Source organism: Pseudomonas sp. CFBP 13727, assembly GCF_014841915.1.
Taxonomy (GTDB): domain Bacteria; phylum Pseudomonadota; class Gammaproteobacteria; order Pseudomonadales; family Pseudomonadaceae; genus Aquipseudomonas; species Aquipseudomonas baltica.
This window is the reverse complement of the sequence record NZ_JACYUT010000007.1, coordinates 55,539-74,374: the sequence shown is the minus strand read 5'-3', so window position 1 is coordinate 74,374 and position 18,836 is coordinate 55,539. Positions and strand designations below refer to the sequence as shown.

The following is an 18,836-nucleotide window of genomic DNA, read 5'->3' as shown; positions in this document are numbered from 1 at the left end:
CAAGGAGAAATCATGGCGAAGAAATGGCAATCAAGCCCGCACACAATCGCCGACATCCGAGAGTGGAATGGAAATGGAACACTGCTTCTTCAACCTGACTACCAACGACGCGAGGTTTGGGGTGATGCGGCTCGTGTGATGCTGATCGACAGTATCCTCAATGACATTCCGATGCCAAAAATCTTCGTTTCCAAAGCTATCAAGGATATGAGGACGTATCGAAGCGTTATCGATGGTCAGCAGCGGATCACTACGATCCTTTCATTTTTGAATGACGGATTCGCATTAGAGGAACCATACAGTGGGCCCTATGGGGGCAAGAAGTTCTCCGAACTGTCAGAGGGTATTCGAGATGACATCTTGCTTTATTCGATCGACTTCAACGAGGCCTCTGGCTTGGCACCTGAGGAACTTCGGGAGGTCTACGCTCGTGTCAACAAGTACCTAGTGCCGCTTAACAGGCAGGAACTGCGAAAGGCTGACTTTCCCGGTGAGTTTTTGAGAGTCACCGAGGAGATGGCCAACCTAGACGCCCTTGATGAGATGGGCTTATTCAACGCCACGGCGCGACGGCGTTCTCTCGACGTTGAATATGTCAGCGAGTTGTTGGCTGCACAGCTAAAAGGCATCAGCGATAAGAAGAATGCAATTGACGAGTGTTGTCGCGACTATGCGACGTGGCCATCGACTGAGTCCGCTGCCGCACGCTCGGAGTTCGAGGGCGCGATCGCAGACATTTCGAATATTTTCGACTCAACATACCCAATGAAGAAGACCCGCTGGAAGCAGAAAGCGGATTTCTACTCTTTCTTCTTTGCGGTTTTGTCTCTGAGGCGCTCTGGTTTCGTATTACCTGCAGACCTTAGCCTCTTGCGGCAGGACTTGACACTGTTGGACGCTCGGATTGCCCCCACCTCGGAGGTTCCTGCACTTAGCAAGTATGCTGTTTACTGCGTCTCCCAGGCCAACTCAGCATCTAGCCGAAATTGGCGCATGGCGCTCATTCGCGCGATCCTAAGAGGGACCTATGCCGCTGCGATGGATGACGAAGAGCAGCGCAAAATTGTGTCGGGAACGGCAAGCGATCTTCGGTTTGCGATCGATCCAACTTTCAACGGTGACGGGTGCCCGCCAGCGGAAGGTTTTGTCTGCGGTGGGTGTGACGGATTTGACGAAGGCGAGACTAGCTTAGGTAGCTCAGTTCTCTACTGGCCTGCTGGAAGCACGGTGTTTCAATTGTCAAACTCAAAGTGGGCACACGCTAGATGCGAAAGTAAAATCGACGCCGCTGTGGTCATCAATGGTGCTTCCATCCTGGGCGTAGTCGAGGATGATTACGACCTCGACGATGCAGAATACGGAGAGTAAAGAGATGGAAGCCCAAGCATGAGCCGTGTCGAGCTCTATCGGAACAAATCTAGTATCTATGCTGTTGACGACCATATCACGGGTGATGATGGTCGGGTCTACATCGTTGGCGAGCGAATTGCGGCCGGAGGTAACGCCGTTGTCCACGAATGTAACGAGAAGCTCTCAGGCGACAGCTACGCGGTCAAATTTCAACTTGAGCTGCGGCAACGTCGCCGGCAACGATTTCAACGCGAAGTCGAGCTGCTTCGTAGCTTCGACGACCCTCACATCATCCGGTTTGTCGCAACCGGTACTGTGCCAGGCATCCGAATGGAGCGCGTTAGGCGTCATGGTCGATTCGTGTCTCAGCAGCGAGGCCAAGCCGAGGATTTGCCCTTTGTCGTCCTCATGAAAGCATCAGACGACTTAGGCAAACACGCCAAAACTCCACAGCAGATTCCGTCAGCGACATATCTTGCGCAATTTCTTGGTCTTTCTAAGGCGTTAGTGAAGCTCAACGAAAAAGCCCTGCACCGCGACATCAAACCCGAGAACATTCTGGTTGTTGGCAGTGCTTGGGCAATCAGTGACTTCGGCTTATGCGATCTGCATGAGGGCGGGCCCGATCTGTCATTTGTGGGCGAAAGGATTGGCCCCGCGCTATGGATGTCGCCTGAGGCGTTCAACAAAAATTTGGGCTGCGCGGACTCTATTGGCCAAACCTCGGACGTATTCCAGTTGGCTTCAGTCTTTTGGTACGCAACATGCGGCCGGCACCCGACTGGGATAGTCCGCGCTGCTGATTGGCGTGGGCCAGCGGAGCTATTTCCCGTCATAGAGCGAGCTCTGCTCCATTGCAGTAATAACCGGTTTCAGACAAGCGCCGAGTTCTGTACAGCCTTGGAGGCTGCAATCATTAGGTGAGAAGTCTATTTATGACAGATGAGGCAGGAGCTATTGCCTTCGTCGTCTCCGTAAACGTCATCGATGTCCTCCGGGAAACTTTTTACTGGGCGGAGCGGGTTTATAGGGATATTTTTACGAAGGCGCGCACGGCGGACTTCATATTCGGCTTTTATCTCAATAATCCGAGCGGGCTTTTCTAGATCCCAAAGCGACTCCCCCTTAGACCAAGTGAAAGGAGAGCCATGCTCCAATGCATCTTTCTCAAGTTCCTTGGCTTTTTCGTAGTCCTCGGGGTGACGCTCTTTGAGGCGAACCCATTCGATCTTCTGTTGGAAGAAACAGAATGTGCAGCCACTGCGAGAGCGCCATTCGTAGTACTTTGGATAACCCAATCCCGAGGACTCGAGAATATCGACGACACTAGCTTTGTCGATGCCCGCCTCACGGAAGGGAAATTTCACAAGCATGTTTTCGGCTTTTGCTGAGTACCCCTCGCGGTACTCTTCATCAGCCCGGATCGCTACATAGGAGAAAACTTTATCTCCTGCTGCCAGCCATGGTTTGACCCACTGTTCGAACGGTGCCAGTTTGAGCTGACGCGTACACCAGCGAGTCTGTGCGCTGGGGAGGAAATGGTTGTATTCACGCAGCCAAAAGCGAAAGTCCCGACGGGGATTAAGTCGCTCTATGGGCTTGCCTAAATAGCCTTCGAGTCGTCCCAAGAACTCGTAGACCTCGGGAAGCTCCTCGCCGGTATCCGTAAAGAAGTAGTCGATATCCAGCTCGGGATGGTGATCACGCATCCACACTGCCAAAGCTGCACTATCTTTTCCTCCGGATAAACCCAGTACGTGTCGCTCAGTCATCCATCTGTTCCTTTTCGATAACCAGATTCATTCCGACTTTGGCCAAGATGGCAAGTAAGATGTCAGTATCAAGACCTTGAGCTTCCAGCATTTTGGCTATTTCACTGGCCTTTTCTTCTACTGTTTTACGGTGGCGTTCTGAAATAGAAAAGGATCTAGAAATCGTCGTTGTTTCCGCTCCTACGCCAATGACAACTGCGATTGCTTCACTTTGTGCTGGACGATCTTTGACAGCGACGAAGGCCTCAGCCTCGCGGAAACGTCTTGCGAATTGGACGAGTTCGAGCACCGCAGCGTCGATATGGCGGTCAACCCAGTCGCGTGGTGGTTTATCGGCGGCTAGGCTCAGAATACCTTCCAAGATGGAGCGGCTGCCATCGTAAGACGCCAGTCTTGTCGAGAATGCATCGAGCCTGAAGTTGCCTGAGACGCCTGCTACGGCCCGTGCTCTTTCACGGAGTGATTCCAAGTTGTCGAGAGGCGCATCGAGCGCTTTAAGCATCTTGGCTTCTACTTCGGATAGCATCATTGCATAAGCTGTTGCGATTTCTTTCAGGGGCGCGCGCAGAGCATTCACGTAGGCTTTGCCATCGGCTACCTCCAGCAGCGTTGGTAAGTCGACGAACAGAACTTTGTGCGGGTCGCTGGCCTTTAGCAGCATGTCACGAATTGCTTTGGCAGTTTCACCCAGCCGCTGTGTGCGCCGAGACCACTCTGGCAAATTAAAAATCAACGCCACAAGGCCACGCGCCGCCTCTAGAGGATCAGCAGCCCCTCCTATTTCCCCAACTTCCTCGAGGAGATGAGAAATGCCATCTAAAATTCGGCTCTTATCCTCATCAATCGCGATCCAGCGGAGCGTAAAGCGGGTCGGATCTTGGAGGCACTCGTCGATGTCAGCATCGCTGAGTCGAGAGATGAACATGCCTTCCTTGTATACGGCGATGTTGGCTTTGTGCACCAACAAGAATGCTGTCAGAAAAACTGGCAGTATGCCCCGCTTCATGCCGTACGGCGGCATGCTCCAATGGTCATAGATGGTGCTAACGCTTACGCGGGCGCTGGTATCGGCAAAGAGTTGCTGAGTGAACGCCCAGAACTCGGAAAAGCCTTTTGGTGAGGCCTCGCATGGCTCGCAGACGCGCCAAGCCTCTCCCTCTTTACGGTATAGATGTGATGCCACGAGCAGTGTTTCGAAAAGGCCGCGCTCGGCAGGGAAGCCTTCAATACCTAACCGCTCTTGGCCTTCGGCGTTGATCATTGCGTGTAACAGATCACGGCGGGCTTTAACGCTATTGCTCGACACACTATCGCGATTAACTAGCTCGCTCCACACTCGAGGACAATGCTCATAGAGGTCGTCGGCGAGGTCTGAAGCAATAGGTGATAGCTTTGCACCAGGCTCAATAACCTGGTCGTTACCATCATGCCATTTGCACAGTGAGGCAGCAGCTTGAAGTTGGTCCTCAAGGTCGGAGCGAGTAGCGGCCAAGCGGGCGAATACTTCGCGGCGGGCGACAGGGTCTCCTCCGAGCTCGTGGCGTTCCTTTACCTGCTCTAATGCAACCAATTCGGTCGACAGTTCCGCGATGCGGGCGTGATTATCCGGGATGCCTACTAGCACCGGCCAAGGTTCTTCGTAAGCACAGGCCTGAGCTCGCTTTCGAGCCTCACGAAGAGGCATGTCTCGGCCGGGAAGCGCAAGGATGAACTGGCCGAACTCTCCCCGCTGGGGTTTGTAAGTACTTGCAATCTTTTCCGCTTGCTCGATGCTTCGCAGAGAAATTTCCATCCAGCGCATTGAGCCCGTTTCGTGGTAGTGCCGCTTGGCGACCACTGGGTGCATTCCCATAAGCTGGGATAATTTGGCATAGTCAATGCCAGGAGATGACGCTACAGCTTGGGCAATAGCTGCATCGATATCGAAGTCGCTACCTTCGAAAACTGACCAAGCTCCAGTATAGCTCTTGAACAGAGCCACTTTGAGCGAGGCCAGTTTCTTCAGTGCGGCCTCGATCTCATCCTGTGGCACGCTGTGGAAAAGGGTCGACAATACTGGTAAGTCGGCGGCAAGCCCTGAACCAGTGCGGAAGAGGTCGATGACGGCGATGTTTTTAATCAGAGACACCTGCAGCAAGTCACCAGATTTGGCCTCAGCGCGCTCCACAGCTTCGACAGCTTGGGACCAGCGGTGCCCATCTGCAGAAGCTAGGATGGCAGGCTCTAGGTTCGCACGCAGATATTCCCAATAGTCGCTAGGGCGATACCAGTTCGATTGGTTCAGCGGAGTCGATTGTAGATAGGCGCGAAACCCATAAGGCTCGACTGAAGATAGGAAGCCAAATGTGCTCCGCTCATTTTGACCGAACTGCCGCTTCGATATTGGACCCAACAATGCAGCCATGGTTGGATGCAGCGGCCAGCAGCGTTCTAAAGCAACAGCGAAATCATTGCCGACGGCTGGGCGACGTGACCTGACGGCATCGGCAATAGAATCAGAGGCCCCCCGTATCCACTCGGGTCGCCGCTTTGCATTGATTGCACGGCCGATAAGCTCGACAACCTCGTCGCTTGCCGCCACGAAAGGGAGGTCAAGGTAACGGCCTTGAACCTTGCCCCAGTCGTCACGAGTGTCGATACCAAGACGGTTGGCGTACTGTGCGAAAGATTGATGCAGCACTCCAATCACAACCAGTCTGCCTTCAGCGCGGGCAGATGCTTCTGCGAGCTCTTGGAAGAAGTAGACGTCGTCGCCCACGCCTAAGGCCGAAGCTTCAAGGAACTTGCCCATCTCATCAATGAACACCAAGACACCATCGTTCGGGCGGTCTTTGGCTTCGGCGATCAGTTCATTGATAACGTCCTGTGCATTGGGTTTGCTGCGACCTTCAAAACCCTTGTCCTGAGCCTTGCGAAGGGCTAAGTCCAGTTCCTTGACGACACTACCGCGCCGGCCAACCACTGGGATTACGAGCCACCCGTCTTGAACTGGAAAAGCACTATCAAAGTTTGGCTTCGAGTCCAAATTTAGTGTAGATCGGGCTTTTGCGCGAAGGCTCTTATCAGTATGGAGGGCGCTCGCCAAAACTACGGCCAGAGATGATTTTCCGCCGCCGAAGGGGCCTGTCCAAGTGAAGCTGCGCTGATTGGTTGCGGCAAGCTGCCTACTCATGCCCTCTACCACAGTCGCTGCAGTCGAATGGAAGATATACCCGTCGAGTGCGTCGGATCTGCCAATGTCCGCGTCAATACGGATTGATCGTTGGTACTGATGAGAAATCTGGACGATGTCGGCGAGCACTGCCTCTTTTACCTCAGTCATATGCACGCCTAACCATGTCTTGTCGATCGTCATCAGAGAGGTGTTTTTTGTGGACTTGGCGAAGGCCAGCGGAGTCGGACCACGCTAACTTGCCTCCGGTCAGATCGGCCAAAGAGATTAAGCGCTGGGCTATCGACTCTTCGTCGAGCTTAAAGACTCGACCTGGAGAGCCTTCTGCATATGCGATGGTCTCGAAAGCTAGCGAACTTTGGCTGTCTGCAGTTCTGCGCCAAAAATCCATGAGGGCATAAGTGAAGACACCATCATGAAGTGAAGCCTTGGGGCCGCGCCGGAATGCATATTGCCCCTTGTGTACTTCTTGCAGTAGCCCCAACTCCCCTAGTAAAGGCTCGGCAAAATCTTCTGGAGAACCGGTTGCTGCCCGTGGCGCGTAGCTACGTAGACAGGTCTCCAAGTCACGCGAAATAGTCGCTGTAGAAAGGCGGTGCTTGGGATCTAGGCTTCGGGCATACAGCGCTAAAGGCTCTTCGAGTTCTTGGCGTGTAAAGGTTGGAGCTGTCACATGATTGAAGAGCCAATACCATGTGGTCGAGCGGTGGTGCCGCCCGGCGAGACGCCAATGTACGAGCCATGCTGTAGACGGGTTCTCCGCATAGGGGTCAAGACCTCCATTGTGCAGTATCTCCACTGCCAAGCTCTTTACGCGAAATGCATCGCCTTCTTCGGTCATGATCCCGCATGACAACGCCCAATGCCGGATCGATGAAACCATGTTTTTACCAACGCCGAAGGATGCAATTGCAGCCCCATCGGTGAATGTAGACTTGGGAATCAATCCGTCATTGCCCGCTTGATCGAACGCTTTCTTAAGCCACATTTGGCGCAGAGGAAACGTCTCATGTCCGGAGAGGTGAACGGAGGCTATTCGGTGTTTTGTGATGTTTGTGGTCGTCATGGCTCAAAGCTTACCCCGTACTGGTGGATTTCTCCAGTTGGAGAACCTATGATCTTATACTGTACATATGTACAGTAATTTACACTGATTCACAATGGCTCTGGCGTTTAAAAAGCCGCTGATTTGGGAAGAGGCGTCAAAATCACAACCTAGCAGTGAGGCTCTGTGACAGGGTTCGCTGTCGCAAATTCATGCCTTTTGATGGTCAAATGTAGGGGTTAGCAGCTTGAATCCTTACGTCTGGCTTTGGGTGTTCCAGAAAAAAGCAGCATTTGCAAGCTTGGAGTACCGTTTGGAGTAGCAGAACACATAGACCGGGGTAGAGGTCTATACGCGCCTATAGAACCAAGACTCTAATATTCCTTAGGTTTCAGCCACAAAAAAAGGCGCCCTAAGGCGCCTTCTTCTGCAGATTTGGTGGAGCCGGGGGGATTTGAACCCCCGTCCGCCAGTACTCCGCTGTCGGTACTACATGCTTAGCCGTGTCTATTGAGTTAATCCGCAGCCGCCCGACTGGCAGGGTGCATTGGACGAGCTGTGTAAGTTTTAGTCGCTTTGCCCACAGCGTGCTACACGACGATCCTGTTCTGCGTGACGATCACTTTGGGTTTACAGGCATCCCCTGATGATCGCTGGCACCGAAGTAGCCAGAAGAGCGGCTCAGCTACCGTTAGGCAGCGAGAGCTTGGCCCTCGTAGGTTTCGTCATTGGCAACTATAGAAAGTTGCAACAGTTGATTTACGACTTCTGTTACCAAGTCGGCATGCACCTAGAGTTTCGCAACCGGCGTCGAATCCTAATCGGCCCCAGTCCCTGCGGTTAGGCAGGGGAGACGTAGTCTACGTCATTTTGCGGCGTCAGGCCAACCCCATGGTTGGCTTGGCGATCAGCCTTTGCTTTTCTGAGCATCCATCAGGATGTTCATGGCGTCGGTGGAGTGCGAGATGCAGGCTTTTTCGTCCTTGGCAGCGTGGGCGGCCATGGCGGCTTTGTACGCGTCGTCGTATTGGCTCTTGGCTGGGTCGCCGAGCTGCATCGAAGTGGTCTTGGCGTCGTTCAGCTTCTGCATGTTCACTTCGCACAGGTCGTCAGCGGCGAACACAGGGGATGCGATCAGGGCGGAGGCTACGATCAGGCCGGACAGATAGGTACGCTTCATAAGAATCTCCTTACTCAAGGTGGACTCGGCGCTCCTCGGTAGGATCGGCGTCCGCAGTCAGAAATAGCCCAATTGCTTGCGGGCCTGATGAATGGACTTCGCCCTTTTGCAGGGGTTCTGTCGAAAACGTGTGCGGATGTAAATAAATTCAGTTAGCACCAAAAGGGGGCGACATCGCCCCCAGGTTGGGTGTGTTGGACGCATATCGGCCAGGGATCAGTGCACCAGCATGCCGGTGAACCAGTAGGCCTGCGCCAGGGTGATCAAGCCAATGATGGTGGCGAACAACAAGCTGTGCTTGAGCGTGAAACGCAGCAGGTCGGACTCGCGGCCTACCAGGCCGGTGGCGGCGCAGGCCACGGCGATGGACTGCGGCGAGATCATCTTGCCGGTCACGCCGCCGCTGGAGTTGGCGGCCACCATCAGTACGTCGCTGACGCCAAGCTGGTGCGCGGTGGTGGCCTGCAACGAGCCGAACAGGGCGTTGGACGAGGTGTCCGAGCCGGTCAGGAACACGCCCAGCCAGCCCAGGAACGGCGAGAAGAACGGGAACGCGGAACCGGTGCCCGCCAGAATCAGCGCCATGGTGGATGACATGCCCGAGAAATTGGTGACGAAGGCGAACGCCAGCACCATGCCGATGGACAGGATTGGCCAGCGCAGTTCGAACAGGGTTTCACCAAAGGTCTTCAATGCGGTCTTGATGTCGATGCGCAGCACCATCATCGAGATGATCGCGGCGAACAGGATCGCCGTGCCGGTGGCCGAGATCGGGTCGAATTTGAACACGGCGGGCATGGGTGTAGCAGTGGCGACGATGGGTGCCGTCTTGAGCACCAGTTGGTCCAGGTGCGGGATGGCGAAGTTGAACACGAAGTTGTACATGGCGCCGCCCGGCGCGAACATGGCTTTGAATGGCTTCAGGGTCCAGATGGTGACCAGCACGGTCAGGATCAGGAACGGCGACCACGCCTTGAGGATCTCTCCCAGGCTGTAGGGCGTTGGTGTGGAGCCGCCGACCGCAGAGGTTTTGCCCGCGGGCCCGCCACCCATTACGGCAGCACCACCGCTCACAGCCACTTGATCAGTGCTGGCGCTGCGCTTCGGCTGCCACACTTTCAGGAACAGCGTCAGGCAGACGATGCTGGTCAGTGCGGAGGTGATGTCGGGCAGTTCCGGGCCGATGAAGTTGGAGGTCAGGTACTGCACGATGGCGAAGCTCAGGCCTGCAACCAGTGCCGCTGGCCAGGTTTCCCGGACGCCGCGCAGGCCGTCCATGATGAACACCAGCCAGAACGGTACGATCAGCGACAGCAGCGGCAGTTGGCGGCCGGTCATGGCGCCGATCTTGAACGGGTCGATGCCGGTCACCTGGCCTGCGACGATGATCGGGATACCCAATGCGCCGAAAGCGACAGGTGCGGTGTTGGCGATCAGGCACAGGCCTGCCGCGTACAGCGGGTTGAAGCCCAAGCCGACCAGCAGGGCCGCGGTGATGGCGACCGGTGCGCCAAAGCCTGCGGCGCCTTCCAGAAACGCGCCGAAGCAGAAGCCGATCAGCAGCACCTGCAAGCGTTGGTCGTCGGTGATCGACAGTACCGAGCTGCGGATGATCTCGAACTGACCGCTCTTGACCGTGAGTTTGTACAGGAACACGGCAGCGACGATGATCCAGGCAATCGGCCACAGCCCGTACATGAAGCCGTAGCCAGCGGCAGCCAGTGCCATGTCGGCCGGCATGCCGTAGGCGAAGATCGCCAGCACGATGGACAGCGCCAGGGTGATGCTGCCGGCGACGTGCCCCTTCATGCGGAATACGGCCAGCGCCAGGAAGAAGAACACGATGGGTATGACGGCTACCAGGGCGGATAGCCCGAGGCTGCCGAGCGGGTTGTAGATCTGCTGCCAGGTTTGCATAGACTGAGGCCCCTTGTTTTTTTTGGAAGGCTTGGCGCTACGGCGCTGTATTGCAGGAATTGGTAATACCAATTTACAATAAGTTCCGGTCAGGTTAGGACGCAGCCGTGGGGCTGTCAATTTCCTTGTCTATGACTTTGGTCGAGTGCGGCCAGGGCAATCGTGTGTTGGAGCCACCCATGGGTATTGAGCAAGTCCGTCAGCGGCGTTTGTCCGATGGCATCGTCGAGCGTCTGGAGGCCATGATTCTCGAGGGCACGCTGAGGGCAGGCGAGCGTTTGCCGGCCGAGCGGGCGCTGGCCGAGCAGTTCGGCGTGTCGCGACCTTCCTTGCGCGAGGCCATTCAGAAGCTGGTGGCCAAGGGCATGTTAGTCAGCCGTCAGGGCGGGGGCAATTACGTCTGCCACACGCTCGGCTCGACCTTCAGCGATCCGTTGCTGGCCTTGCTGGAAAGCAATCCGGAAAGCCAGCGCGACCTGCTCGAGTTTCGCCATACCCTGGAAGCGTCGTGCGCCTTCTATGCAGCGCAGCGCGCCACCGAGATCGACCGCGATCGACTGAGGCAGGCGATGGATGTCTTGGAAGACTGTTATCGCCGAGTCGAGGACGCTACGCGGGAGGAGGAGGGCGTGGCCGATGCCAACTTCCACCTGGCCATCGCCGAAGCCAGTCACAACGCGGTGTTACTGCATACCGTGCGCGGCCTGTTCGACATGCTCAAGCGCAACATGGTGGTGAACATCGGTGGCATGCACCGGCATAGCGGGGAAACTCGAGACAAGTTGATCGCGCAGCATCGCCAGCTGTTTCAGGCCATCGTGAGCGGTCAGGCGGAGCAGGCACGTGAATTGGCCAGCCTGCATATCACCTATGTGCAGGGGGTGCTCGACGAGGCACGGCAGACGGTGCAGCGCACCGCTCGCGCACGGCGTCGCAGCGGCTTGCAGTAATCAAGCCGGTAAAGGCGGCAAAGCTAGCGCAGCAAGGGGAAGAAATCAGTCTTCCTTGCCCTTGTTGCGCACGGCACGCTGCAGCTCGCGGTTGGAATCGCGTTCGCGCTCGGTATCGCGCTTGTCGTATTCCTTCTTGCCCTTGCCCAGAGCGATTTCGCACTTGATCAAGTGCTTGCTCCAGTAGATCGACAAGGCCACGCAGGCATAGCCCTTCTGCTGAACCTGGGCGAACAGCTTTTCCAGCTCGCGGCGGTTGAGCAGCAGTTTGCGGGTACGCGTGGGGTCGGCGATCACATGGGTGCTGGCCGTGGTCAGGGGGGTGAAGTGGCTACCCATCAGCCAGGCTTCGCCGTCCTTGAGCAGCACGTAGCTGTCCACCAGTTGCGCCTTGCCGGCACGCAGGCTTTTTACTTCCCAACCGGCCAGGACCAAGCCAGCCTCGAAACGGTGTTCGATGAAGTAATCGTGTCGCGCTTTCTTGTTCTGCGCGATGGTCCCTGTAGGGTGTTTCTTTAATTTGGCCATAGGGCGCGCATTATAGGCAGTCGTTGCGCTCTCGGCTACGGTATTGCTATGCGCTTGAGCGCTTGCAATGAATACCGGACAATACCTGATCTTTATGGATAGCCTGCGCTTTGCCGCTGTCGACAAAGAAGCCCCGTGATTTCGTTGGCGTGCCCCCTGTCTGCTGGCATGCCTACCTTATTTTCAAGGCGCCGTTGGCGTCGTTCGGCCGACGCGGATTCTCGCGTCCGCCGCCCAGCTTTGGAAGTGACGCCCGCATGACTACCCATATTCAACGCTCGGCCCTGCTGCCTTATCCTGCTCAGGCCCTGTATGACCTGGTCAACGACGTGTCCCGCTACCCCGAGTTTCTGCCTTGGTGTTCGTCCACCACCATCCTCGAAGAAACCGACACCCTGATGCGCGCCAACCTGGACATTGCCAAGGGTGGGCTGAGTCAGCATTTCGTGACCCGCAATACCTTGGTGCCGGGCAGCTCCATTGAAATGAACCTGGAAGAAGGTCCGTTCAACCAGTTGCACGGAGTGTGGGTGTTCAAGCCGCTGGGCGAGAAGGCCTGCAAGATCAGCCTGGATCTGTCCTTCGACTATGCCGGCCCGATCATTCGCGCCACCCTGGGCCCGCTGTTCAACCAGGCCGCCAACACCTTGGTGGATGCCTTCTGCCAGCGCGCCAAGCAACTGCATGGTTGAGCATCTGATCGACATCGAAGTGGCGTATGCCGCGGTCGACGAGCAGGCATTGCTCGGGCTGAAAGTGCCTGAGGGCACAACCGTCGCCCAGGCGATCGAGATGTCAGGCATTGCTCAGCGCTTCCCTGACGTAGATTTCAATCAGTGCCCGGTAGGCATCTTCGCCAAGCTGCTGGATTCGCCCGCCGAGCACGTGCTGCAATCCGGTGACCGCATCGAACTCTACCGGCCGTTGCTCGCGGACCCGAAAGAGGTGCGACGATTGCGCGCGGCCAAGGCGGCGCAAGCGCGCAAGCCTCGTTGAGATAACTTTCCTTCGCCCATGAAAAAGCCCGGCATGACCGGGCTTTTTTCGTACCGCCTGCTTACTGCGGCGAAACGTCCAGCGGCTGGGGTGCCGGGACGGGGACGGTCTTCACGCCGTCCACGTCGCGCTGGATGTCGTCGAGCATCGAGCCAGGCTTGGGTGGCTCTTCGGCCTTCTGCGGCTCGCCCTGCTGGGGCGTAGCGGTGGTGTCGGTGTCGCTGCCCAGAATTGCCTGGTCCCTGCTGACGCCCGGCATGAAATCGCCAGAGAGGCCGACCAATTGGTCGTTGCCGTTGAACATGACACTCATGCGTTCCTGCTGGCGTTCGCCGCCGCCTGGCTGCAGGCTGTACAGGTAATCCCAGCGATTGGCGTGAAACGTGTCGACCAACAGGGGGTTGCCCATGATAAACCTTACTTGCCGACGGGTCATTCCGGGCCGTAACTGGTCTATCATGTCCTGTGTGACGACATTGCCCTGCTGGATGTCGATTTTGTAAACCCCGGGGAATGAACAACCGGCGAGTGCGAGCAGTCCCACGAAGGTGAGGCTGGTTAGCAAGTGCTTGGTGTTTTGCATCGGTGGGCGACTTCCACTATCTTGGCTGGGACAACGTAAACCCCGATCATACCCGTATTAAGAGATGCTGCGAAGCCGCATCGTTGAGAAAGCTGACCATGGTTGATAATAGCGAACTGCGTAAAGCCGGCCTCAAGGTGACCCTTCCACGGGTCAAGATTCTGCAAATGCTGGAGTCGGCACAGCAACGCCACATGAGCGCCGAGGAAGTCTACAAGGCGCTGATGGAAGCGGGCGAAGATGTGGGACTGGCCACGGTTTACCGTGTTCTGACCCAATTCGAAGCGGCGGGTCTGGTAGCACGTCACAACTTCGATGGCGGCCATGCCGTGTTCGAATTGGCAGACGGCGAGCACCACGACCACATGGTCGATGTCGACTCGGGTGATGTGATCGAGTTTACCGACCACGAGATCGAGCGCCGCCAGAAGGAAATCGTCAGCGAGCATGGTTACGAGCTGGTGGATCACAACCTGGTGCTGTACGTGCGCAAGCCAAAGTAACTTCAGGAGTGATGCAAAAAGGCGACCCTAGGGTCGCCTTTTTTGTTGGGGGTGAGTCAGTCAAGGCCTCTTCGCGGGCAGAGCCCGCTCCCACAGGTCAGCGCCACACCTCCTGTAGGAGGGGGCAGTGCCCCCGAAGAGGCCCCCCCAGCCACCATCACCCCTTAGCCGTCACCACCATCTTCTTCGCATGCGCCAGCGATTCCTTGGTCAAGTCAATCCCGCCCAGCATCCGCGCCACCTCTTCCACGCGCTCACCCTTGCCCAGGTTCGACACTGCCGTGCGCGTCTCGTCACTGCCGCGCACCTTGTGCACGAACAGGTGATGGTGCCCCTGCGCCGCCACCTGCGGCAGGTGAGTCACGGTCAGCACTTGCCCACGCTCACCCAGGCGTCGCAGCAACTGCCCGACGATCTCGGCTGTCGGGCCACCGATGCCCACGTCCACTTCGTCGAACACCAGGGTCGGAACCCGCGAGGTCTGCGCCGTGATCACCTGGATTGCCAGGCTGATCCGCGACAGCTCGCCGCCCGAGGCCACCTTGGCCAAGGGTTTCATTGGCTGGCCAGGGTTGGCGCTGACCAACAGCTCGACCTGCTCCAGGCCATTGGGGTGCAAGTCCTCGTGGGCATTGGCGCGCAGCTCGATGGTGAAGCGCCCACCGGGCATGCCCAGGCGCTGGATTTCCACCTCCACTGCGGCCGCCAGTTGCGCGGCGGCATGGGTGCGCAGTCCGGTCAGCTCACCGGCTTTTTCCTGGTAGTGGCGTGCATAGGCCGCCAGCTCTTCACCCAGTTGCTCGATTGATTCGTCGCTGGCGTTCAAACCTTCCAGCTCTTCGAGCAAGCGGTGTTGCAGCGCGACCACTTCGGTCGGGTGAACGCGGTGTTTGCGCGCCAGGGTATAGATGGTGTCGAGGCGCTCCTCGATATGCTGCAAGCGCGCCGGATCGGCTTCGAAGTGGTCGAGGAAGCGATTGAGTTCGCCCACGGCTTCTTCGACCTGGATCTGCGCCGTTGCCAGCATCGAGGCCGCTTCGCCCAGCGCGTTCGGAGCATTGCTGACGCCGCCCAGGCGATTAAGGCTGGCGGTCAGCGCGCTGAGCACGTTGCCCGAATCGTTTTCGCTGCAATGGTCGATGACTTGGCGGCAGATACCGAACAGGGCTTCGGCGTTGGTCAGGTTCTTGTGTTCCTGTTCCAGCTGCTCCAGCTCGTTCTCGCCCAGCCCGAGGTTCTCCAGCTCTTCCAGCTGGTAGCTGAGCAACTGGTGACGTGCGCGCTGTTCGTCACCGGAGTCCGACAAGCGCTCGAGTTCCTGGCGGGTCTGGCGCCATTTCTGCGCAGCCATGTGCACCTGTCGGGCCAGATCGCTGGCACCGGCGTATTCATCCAGCAGGCGGCGATGGGTATCGGTCTTGAGCAGCGACTGGTGCTCGTGCTGGCTATGGATATCGATCAGCAGCTCACCCAGCGACTTGAGGTCGCCGAGCGGGCAGGGGGTGCCGTTGATATAGCCGCGCGAACCGCCCTTGGCCGTGATCACGCGGCGCAGGATGCAGGGGCCGTCGGTTTCCAGGTCGCGCTCGGCAAGCCACGTGCTGGCCTCGGGAATGTCGACCAGATCGAAGGTGGCAAGGATGTCGGCCTTGTCTGCTCCGGGCCGGACCACGCCACTGTCGGCGCGGTCGCCCAGGGCCAGGCCCAGCGCATCGAGCATGATCGATTTGCCGGCGCCGGTTTCGCCCGTGATCACGCTCATCCCGCGCTCGAGTTCGAGGTCGAGATGTTCGACGATGGCATAGTTGTGTACGGACAGGTGCACCAGCATAAGACCGCCCCCAGGCATGAATGTCTGGTTATTTATACAGTGTTTTATGCAGAGCTGACAATATTGGCCCTTAGCTCGTTTTCGCCTGATGCCTGGGTTTTTTATCGCTTCGTTCGAAAGCCCCCACTCAGCCGCTGGTCGTCAGCCCTTGAAGCGCGAATTTGCGACCCCATATACCGGTCAGAAGCGCGAGTCGACCTCGCGGACGTTATCGAGAGGAGAGAACCAATGGCTGATGAACAGAATCTGGACGATCAGAATCTAGACGCTAATCAGGCTGCCAGCGCTGGCGCCGAAGACCTCACCGCGCGCGTGCAGTTGCTCGAAGAGCAGCTCGCCACCGCTCAGGACCAGTCGCTGCGTGTCGCGGCCGACCTGCAGAATGTTCGCCGCCGCGCCGATCAGGACGTGGAAAAGGCGCACAAGTTCGCCCTCGAGAAGTTCGCCGGCGACCTGCTGCCCGTGCTCGACAGCCTCGAGCGCGGTATCGAGCTGTCCAGCGCCGACGACGAAAGCATTCGTCCGATGCGCGAAGGCATGGAGCTGACCCTGAAGATGTTTCAGGACACCCTCAAGCGCTACAACCTGGAAGCCATCGACCCGCACGGCCAGCCATTCAACGCCGAGCATCATCAGGCCATGGCGATGCAGGAAAGCGCGGACGTCGAGCCCAACAGTGTCTTGAAGGTTTTCCAGAAGGGCTATCAGCTCAATGGACGCCTGCTGCGCCCGGCCATGGTCGTGGTCAGCAAGGCCGCTGCACCGGTTTCGCCTTCGATCGACGAGCAGGCTTGAAATCGGCCAAGTGGCCCCCATCTTAGTGTCAAGCGTTTAAGTGCTACCGCAGACAGCCACCACTGCTGCGGCAACCAAATCCAAAATTTTCGGGCCTTAGTGCCAGGAGAAGAAACATGGGCAAGATTATCGGTATCGACCTGGGGACCACCAACTCCTGCGTCTCCATTCTGGAAAACGGCAAGGCCAAGGTCATCGAGAACGCCGAAGGCGCTCGGACCACACCTTCGATCATCGCTTATGCCAACGACGGCGAAATTCTCGTCGGTCAGTCGGCCAAGCGTCAGGCCGTCACCAACCCGCATAACACGCTGTATGCAGTGAAGCGCCTGATCGGCCGTCGTTTCGCCGAAGACGTCGTGCAGAAAGACATCCAGATGGTCCCGTACAAGATTGTCGAAGCCGACAACAAGGACGCCTGGGTCGAAGTCAACGGCCAGAAAATGGCACCGCCGCAGATCTCGGCTGAAATCTTGAAAAAGATGAAGAAGACCGCCGAAGACTACCTCGGCGAAGCGGTCACCGAAGCGGTCATCACCGTGCCGGCCTACTTCAACGACAGCCAGCGTCAGGCCACCAAGGACGCCGGTCGTATCGCCGGTCTGGACGTCAAGCGCATCATCAACGAGCCGACTGCCGCTGCACTGGCATACGGCATGGACAAGGCCAAGGGCGACCACACTGTCATCGTTTATGACCTGGGTGGCGGTACCTTCGACGTGTCCGTGATCGAAATCGCCGAAGTCGATGGCGAGCACCAGTTCGAAGTGTTGGCCACCAACGGCGACACCTTCCTGGGTGGCGAAGACTTCGACATCCGCTTGATCGACTACCTCGTAGACGAATTCAAGAAAGAAAGCGGCATGAACCTCAAAGGTGACCCGCTGGCCATGCAGCGCCTGAAAGAAGCCGCTGAGAAAGCCAAGATCGAGCTGTCCTCGAGCCAGTCGACCGACGTCAACCTGCCGTACATCACTGCAGACGCGACTGGTCCGAAGCACTTGAACGTGAAGATCTCCCGCGCCAAGCTGGAATCGCTGGTCGAAGACCTGGTTCAGCGCACCATCGAGCCTTGCCGCATCGCCATGAAAGACGCCGGTATCGACGTTGGCGCGATCAACGACGTTATCCTGGTCGGTGGTCAGACCCGCATGCCGCTGGTTCAGAAGCTGGTCACCGACTTCTTCGGCAAAGAAGCCCGCAAGGACGTCAACCCTGACGAAGCCGTCGCCATGGGTGCTGCCATCCAGGGCGCCGTACTGGCCGGCGACGTGAAAGACGTGCTGCTGCTCGACGTCAGCCCGCTGACCTTGGGTATCGAAACCATGGGCGGCGTGATGACCGCGCTGATCGAGAAGAACACCACGATTCCTACCAAGAAATCGCAGGTATTCTCGACTGCCGATGACAACCAGGGCGCCGTGACCATTCACGTCCTGCAGGGCGAGCGCAAGCAAGCCGCGCAGAACAAGTCGCTGGGCAAGTTCGACTTGGCCGAGATCCCGCCAGCGCCACGTGGCGTGCCGCAGATCGAAGTGACCTTCGACATCGATGCCAACGGCATCCTGCACGTCGGCGCGAAGGACAAGGCCACCGGCAAGACCCAGTCGATCGTGATCAAGGCCAACTCCGGTCTGTCCGAAGACGAAATTCAGCAGATGGTGCGTGACGCTGAAGTCAACGCCGAGGAAGACCGCAAGTTCGAAGAGCTGGCTGCTGCCCGCAACCAGGGTGATGCACTGGTGCACTCGACGCGCAAGATGGTTGCCGACGCCGGTGACAAGGTCACTGCCGACGAGAAGACTGCCATCGAAGCGGCCGTCGTGGCGCTGGAAGCTGCGGTCAAGGGCGACGACAAGGCTGCCATCGATGCCAAGGTCGAAGAGCTGTCCAAGGTCTCCGCTCCAGTGGCGCAGAAGATGTACGCCGACCAGGCCGAGAAGCCTGAAGGTGCTGCTGCCCAGCCAGCGGAAGAAGCCGGCAAGCACGACGACGTTGTCGATGCCGAGTTCGAAGAAGTCAAAGACAACAAGTAAACACTTGTTGGTCGGCCGGTTGACTGTGCTTGCACGGTGACTGGTAGGATGTCGCCGCGCGGGGGCTTGCTCCCGCGTTGGCGTGTCTGGAATACACGAATTTTAACAACATGCGACAGCGATCGGATGTTGGCGGCGCGGTCAGCGGCGCCCCTGCGTGCTGGCTCCCAAAAGAGTA

16 protein-coding genes and 1 other RNA gene are annotated in these 18,836 nt (G+C 57.6%); 8 read left to right on the top strand and 9 right to left on the bottom strand.

The window, feature by feature from the left end; genetic code table 11:
- Positions 1–12: 12 nt before the first annotated feature.
- Together IFT76_RS19960 and IFT76_RS19955 are read left to right on the top strand one after the other, a co-directional pair.
- Positions 13–1,368, top strand: coding sequence for a DUF262 domain-containing protein (locus IFT76_RS19960; RefSeq protein WP_192059951.1), 1,356 nt, complete (start codon positions 13–15; stop codon positions 1,366–1,368).
- A gap of 18 nt (positions 1,369–1,386) precedes the next feature.
- Complete coding sequence (locus IFT76_RS19955) at positions 1,387–2,274, top strand: protein kinase domain-containing protein (RefSeq protein WP_192059949.1); 888 nt, start codon at positions 1,387–1,389, stop codon at positions 2,272–2,274.
- 5 nt (positions 2,275–2,279) lie between these two features.
- Here the strand turns inward: IFT76_RS19955 and IFT76_RS19950 are convergent, their stop codons facing one another.
- The 6 genes from IFT76_RS19950 to IFT76_RS19925 all read right to left on the bottom strand — a co-directional run bounded on the left by IFT76_RS19950 (position 2,280) and on the right by IFT76_RS19925 (position 10,436).
- Positions 2,280–3,122, bottom strand: coding sequence for a phosphoadenosine phosphosulfate reductase domain-containing protein (locus tag IFT76_RS19950; protein ID WP_192059947.1), 843 nt, complete (start codon positions 3,120–3,122; stop codon positions 2,280–2,282).
- Positions 3,115–6,477, bottom strand: coding sequence for an ATP-binding protein (locus tag IFT76_RS20875; RefSeq protein WP_244647989.1), 3,363 nt, complete (start codon positions 6,475–6,477; stop codon positions 3,115–3,117). The genes IFT76_RS19950 and IFT76_RS20875 overlap by 8 nt, the downstream gene beginning before the upstream one ends.
- Positions 6,437–7,360 (bottom strand): DUF4007 family protein, encoded by a 924-nt coding sequence (locus tag IFT76_RS19940; RefSeq protein ID WP_192059945.1) that lies wholly within the window; start codon positions 7,358–7,360, stop codon positions 6,437–6,439. Before IFT76_RS19940 ends, IFT76_RS20875 begins: the two co-directional genes overlap by 41 nt.
- 415 nt (positions 7,361–7,775) lie before the next feature.
- Positions 7,776–8,168, bottom strand: a transfer-messenger RNA (tmRNA) gene (gene ssrA, locus IFT76_RS19935).
- Positions 8,169–8,246: 78 nt separating this feature from the next.
- Positions 8,247–8,519, bottom strand: coding sequence for a hypothetical protein (locus tag IFT76_RS19930; protein ID WP_122480206.1), 273 nt, complete (start codon positions 8,517–8,519; stop codon positions 8,247–8,249).
- Positions 8,520–8,735: 216 nt separating this feature from the next.
- Positions 8,736–10,436 (bottom strand): lactate permease LctP family transporter, encoded by a 1,701-nt coding sequence (locus IFT76_RS19925; protein WP_122480205.1) that lies wholly within the window; start codon positions 10,434–10,436, stop codon positions 8,736–8,738.
- Between the two features lie 179 nt (positions 10,437–10,615).
- On the opposite strand from IFT76_RS19925, the gene IFT76_RS19920 reads away from it, so the two are divergent.
- Positions 10,616–11,386: an FCD domain-containing protein gene (locus IFT76_RS19920; protein WP_192059943.1), complete on the top strand. Its 771-nt coding sequence runs from the start codon at positions 10,616–10,618 to the stop codon at positions 11,384–11,386.
- 45 nt (positions 11,387–11,431) lie between these two features.
- Here IFT76_RS19920 and smpB read toward each other — a convergent pair whose 3' ends face one another.
- Complete coding sequence (gene smpB, locus IFT76_RS19915) at positions 11,432–11,914, bottom strand: SsrA-binding protein SmpB (RefSeq protein ID WP_043190812.1); 483 nt, start codon at positions 11,912–11,914, stop codon at positions 11,432–11,434.
- A gap of 257 nt (positions 11,915–12,171) precedes the next feature.
- Here smpB and IFT76_RS19910 point away from each other — a divergent pair, with 257 nt between their 5' ends.
- Together IFT76_RS19910 and IFT76_RS19905 are read left to right on the top strand one after the other, a co-directional pair.
- Positions 12,172–12,606, top strand: a complete 435-nt coding sequence (locus IFT76_RS19910) for a type II toxin-antitoxin system RatA family toxin (RefSeq protein ID WP_122480203.1) — start codon at positions 12,172–12,174, stop codon at positions 12,604–12,606.
- Positions 12,599–12,910 (top strand): RnfH family protein, encoded by a 312-nt coding sequence (locus IFT76_RS19905; RefSeq protein ID WP_192059941.1) that lies wholly within the window; start codon positions 12,599–12,601, stop codon positions 12,908–12,910. Before IFT76_RS19910 ends, IFT76_RS19905 begins: the two co-directional genes overlap by 8 nt.
- A 61-nt stretch (positions 12,911–12,971) precedes the next feature.
- Here IFT76_RS19905 and IFT76_RS19900 read toward each other — a convergent pair whose 3' ends face one another.
- On the bottom strand, positions 12,972–13,493 hold the full coding sequence (locus tag IFT76_RS19900; RefSeq protein ID WP_122480201.1) for an outer membrane protein assembly factor BamE: 522 nt from the start codon (positions 13,491–13,493) through the stop codon (positions 12,972–12,974).
- Between the two features lie 98 nt (positions 13,494–13,591).
- Between IFT76_RS19900 and fur the strand changes: the two genes are divergently transcribed.
- Positions 13,592–13,996, top strand: coding sequence for a ferric iron uptake transcriptional regulator (gene fur, locus IFT76_RS19895; RefSeq protein ID WP_122480200.1), 405 nt, complete (start codon positions 13,592–13,594; stop codon positions 13,994–13,996).
- A 157-nt stretch (positions 13,997–14,153) separates the two neighbouring features.
- Here fur and recN read toward each other — a convergent pair whose 3' ends face one another.
- Positions 14,154–15,827, bottom strand: a complete 1,674-nt coding sequence (gene recN / locus IFT76_RS19890; protein ID WP_192059939.1) for a DNA repair protein RecN — start codon at positions 15,825–15,827, stop codon at positions 14,154–14,156.
- A gap of 228 nt (positions 15,828–16,055) precedes the next feature.
- Between recN and grpE the strand changes: the two genes are divergently transcribed.
- Entirely contained in the window at positions 16,056–16,622 is a 567-nt protein-coding gene (gene grpE / locus IFT76_RS19885; RefSeq protein ID WP_122480198.1) for a nucleotide exchange factor GrpE, read from the top strand.
- A 116-nt stretch (positions 16,623–16,738) separates the two neighbouring features.
- Positions 16,739–18,658, top strand: coding sequence for a molecular chaperone DnaK (gene dnaK / locus IFT76_RS19880; RefSeq protein ID WP_122480197.1), 1,920 nt, complete (start codon positions 16,739–16,741; stop codon positions 18,656–18,658).
- Positions 18,659–18,836 lie beyond the last annotated feature (178 nt).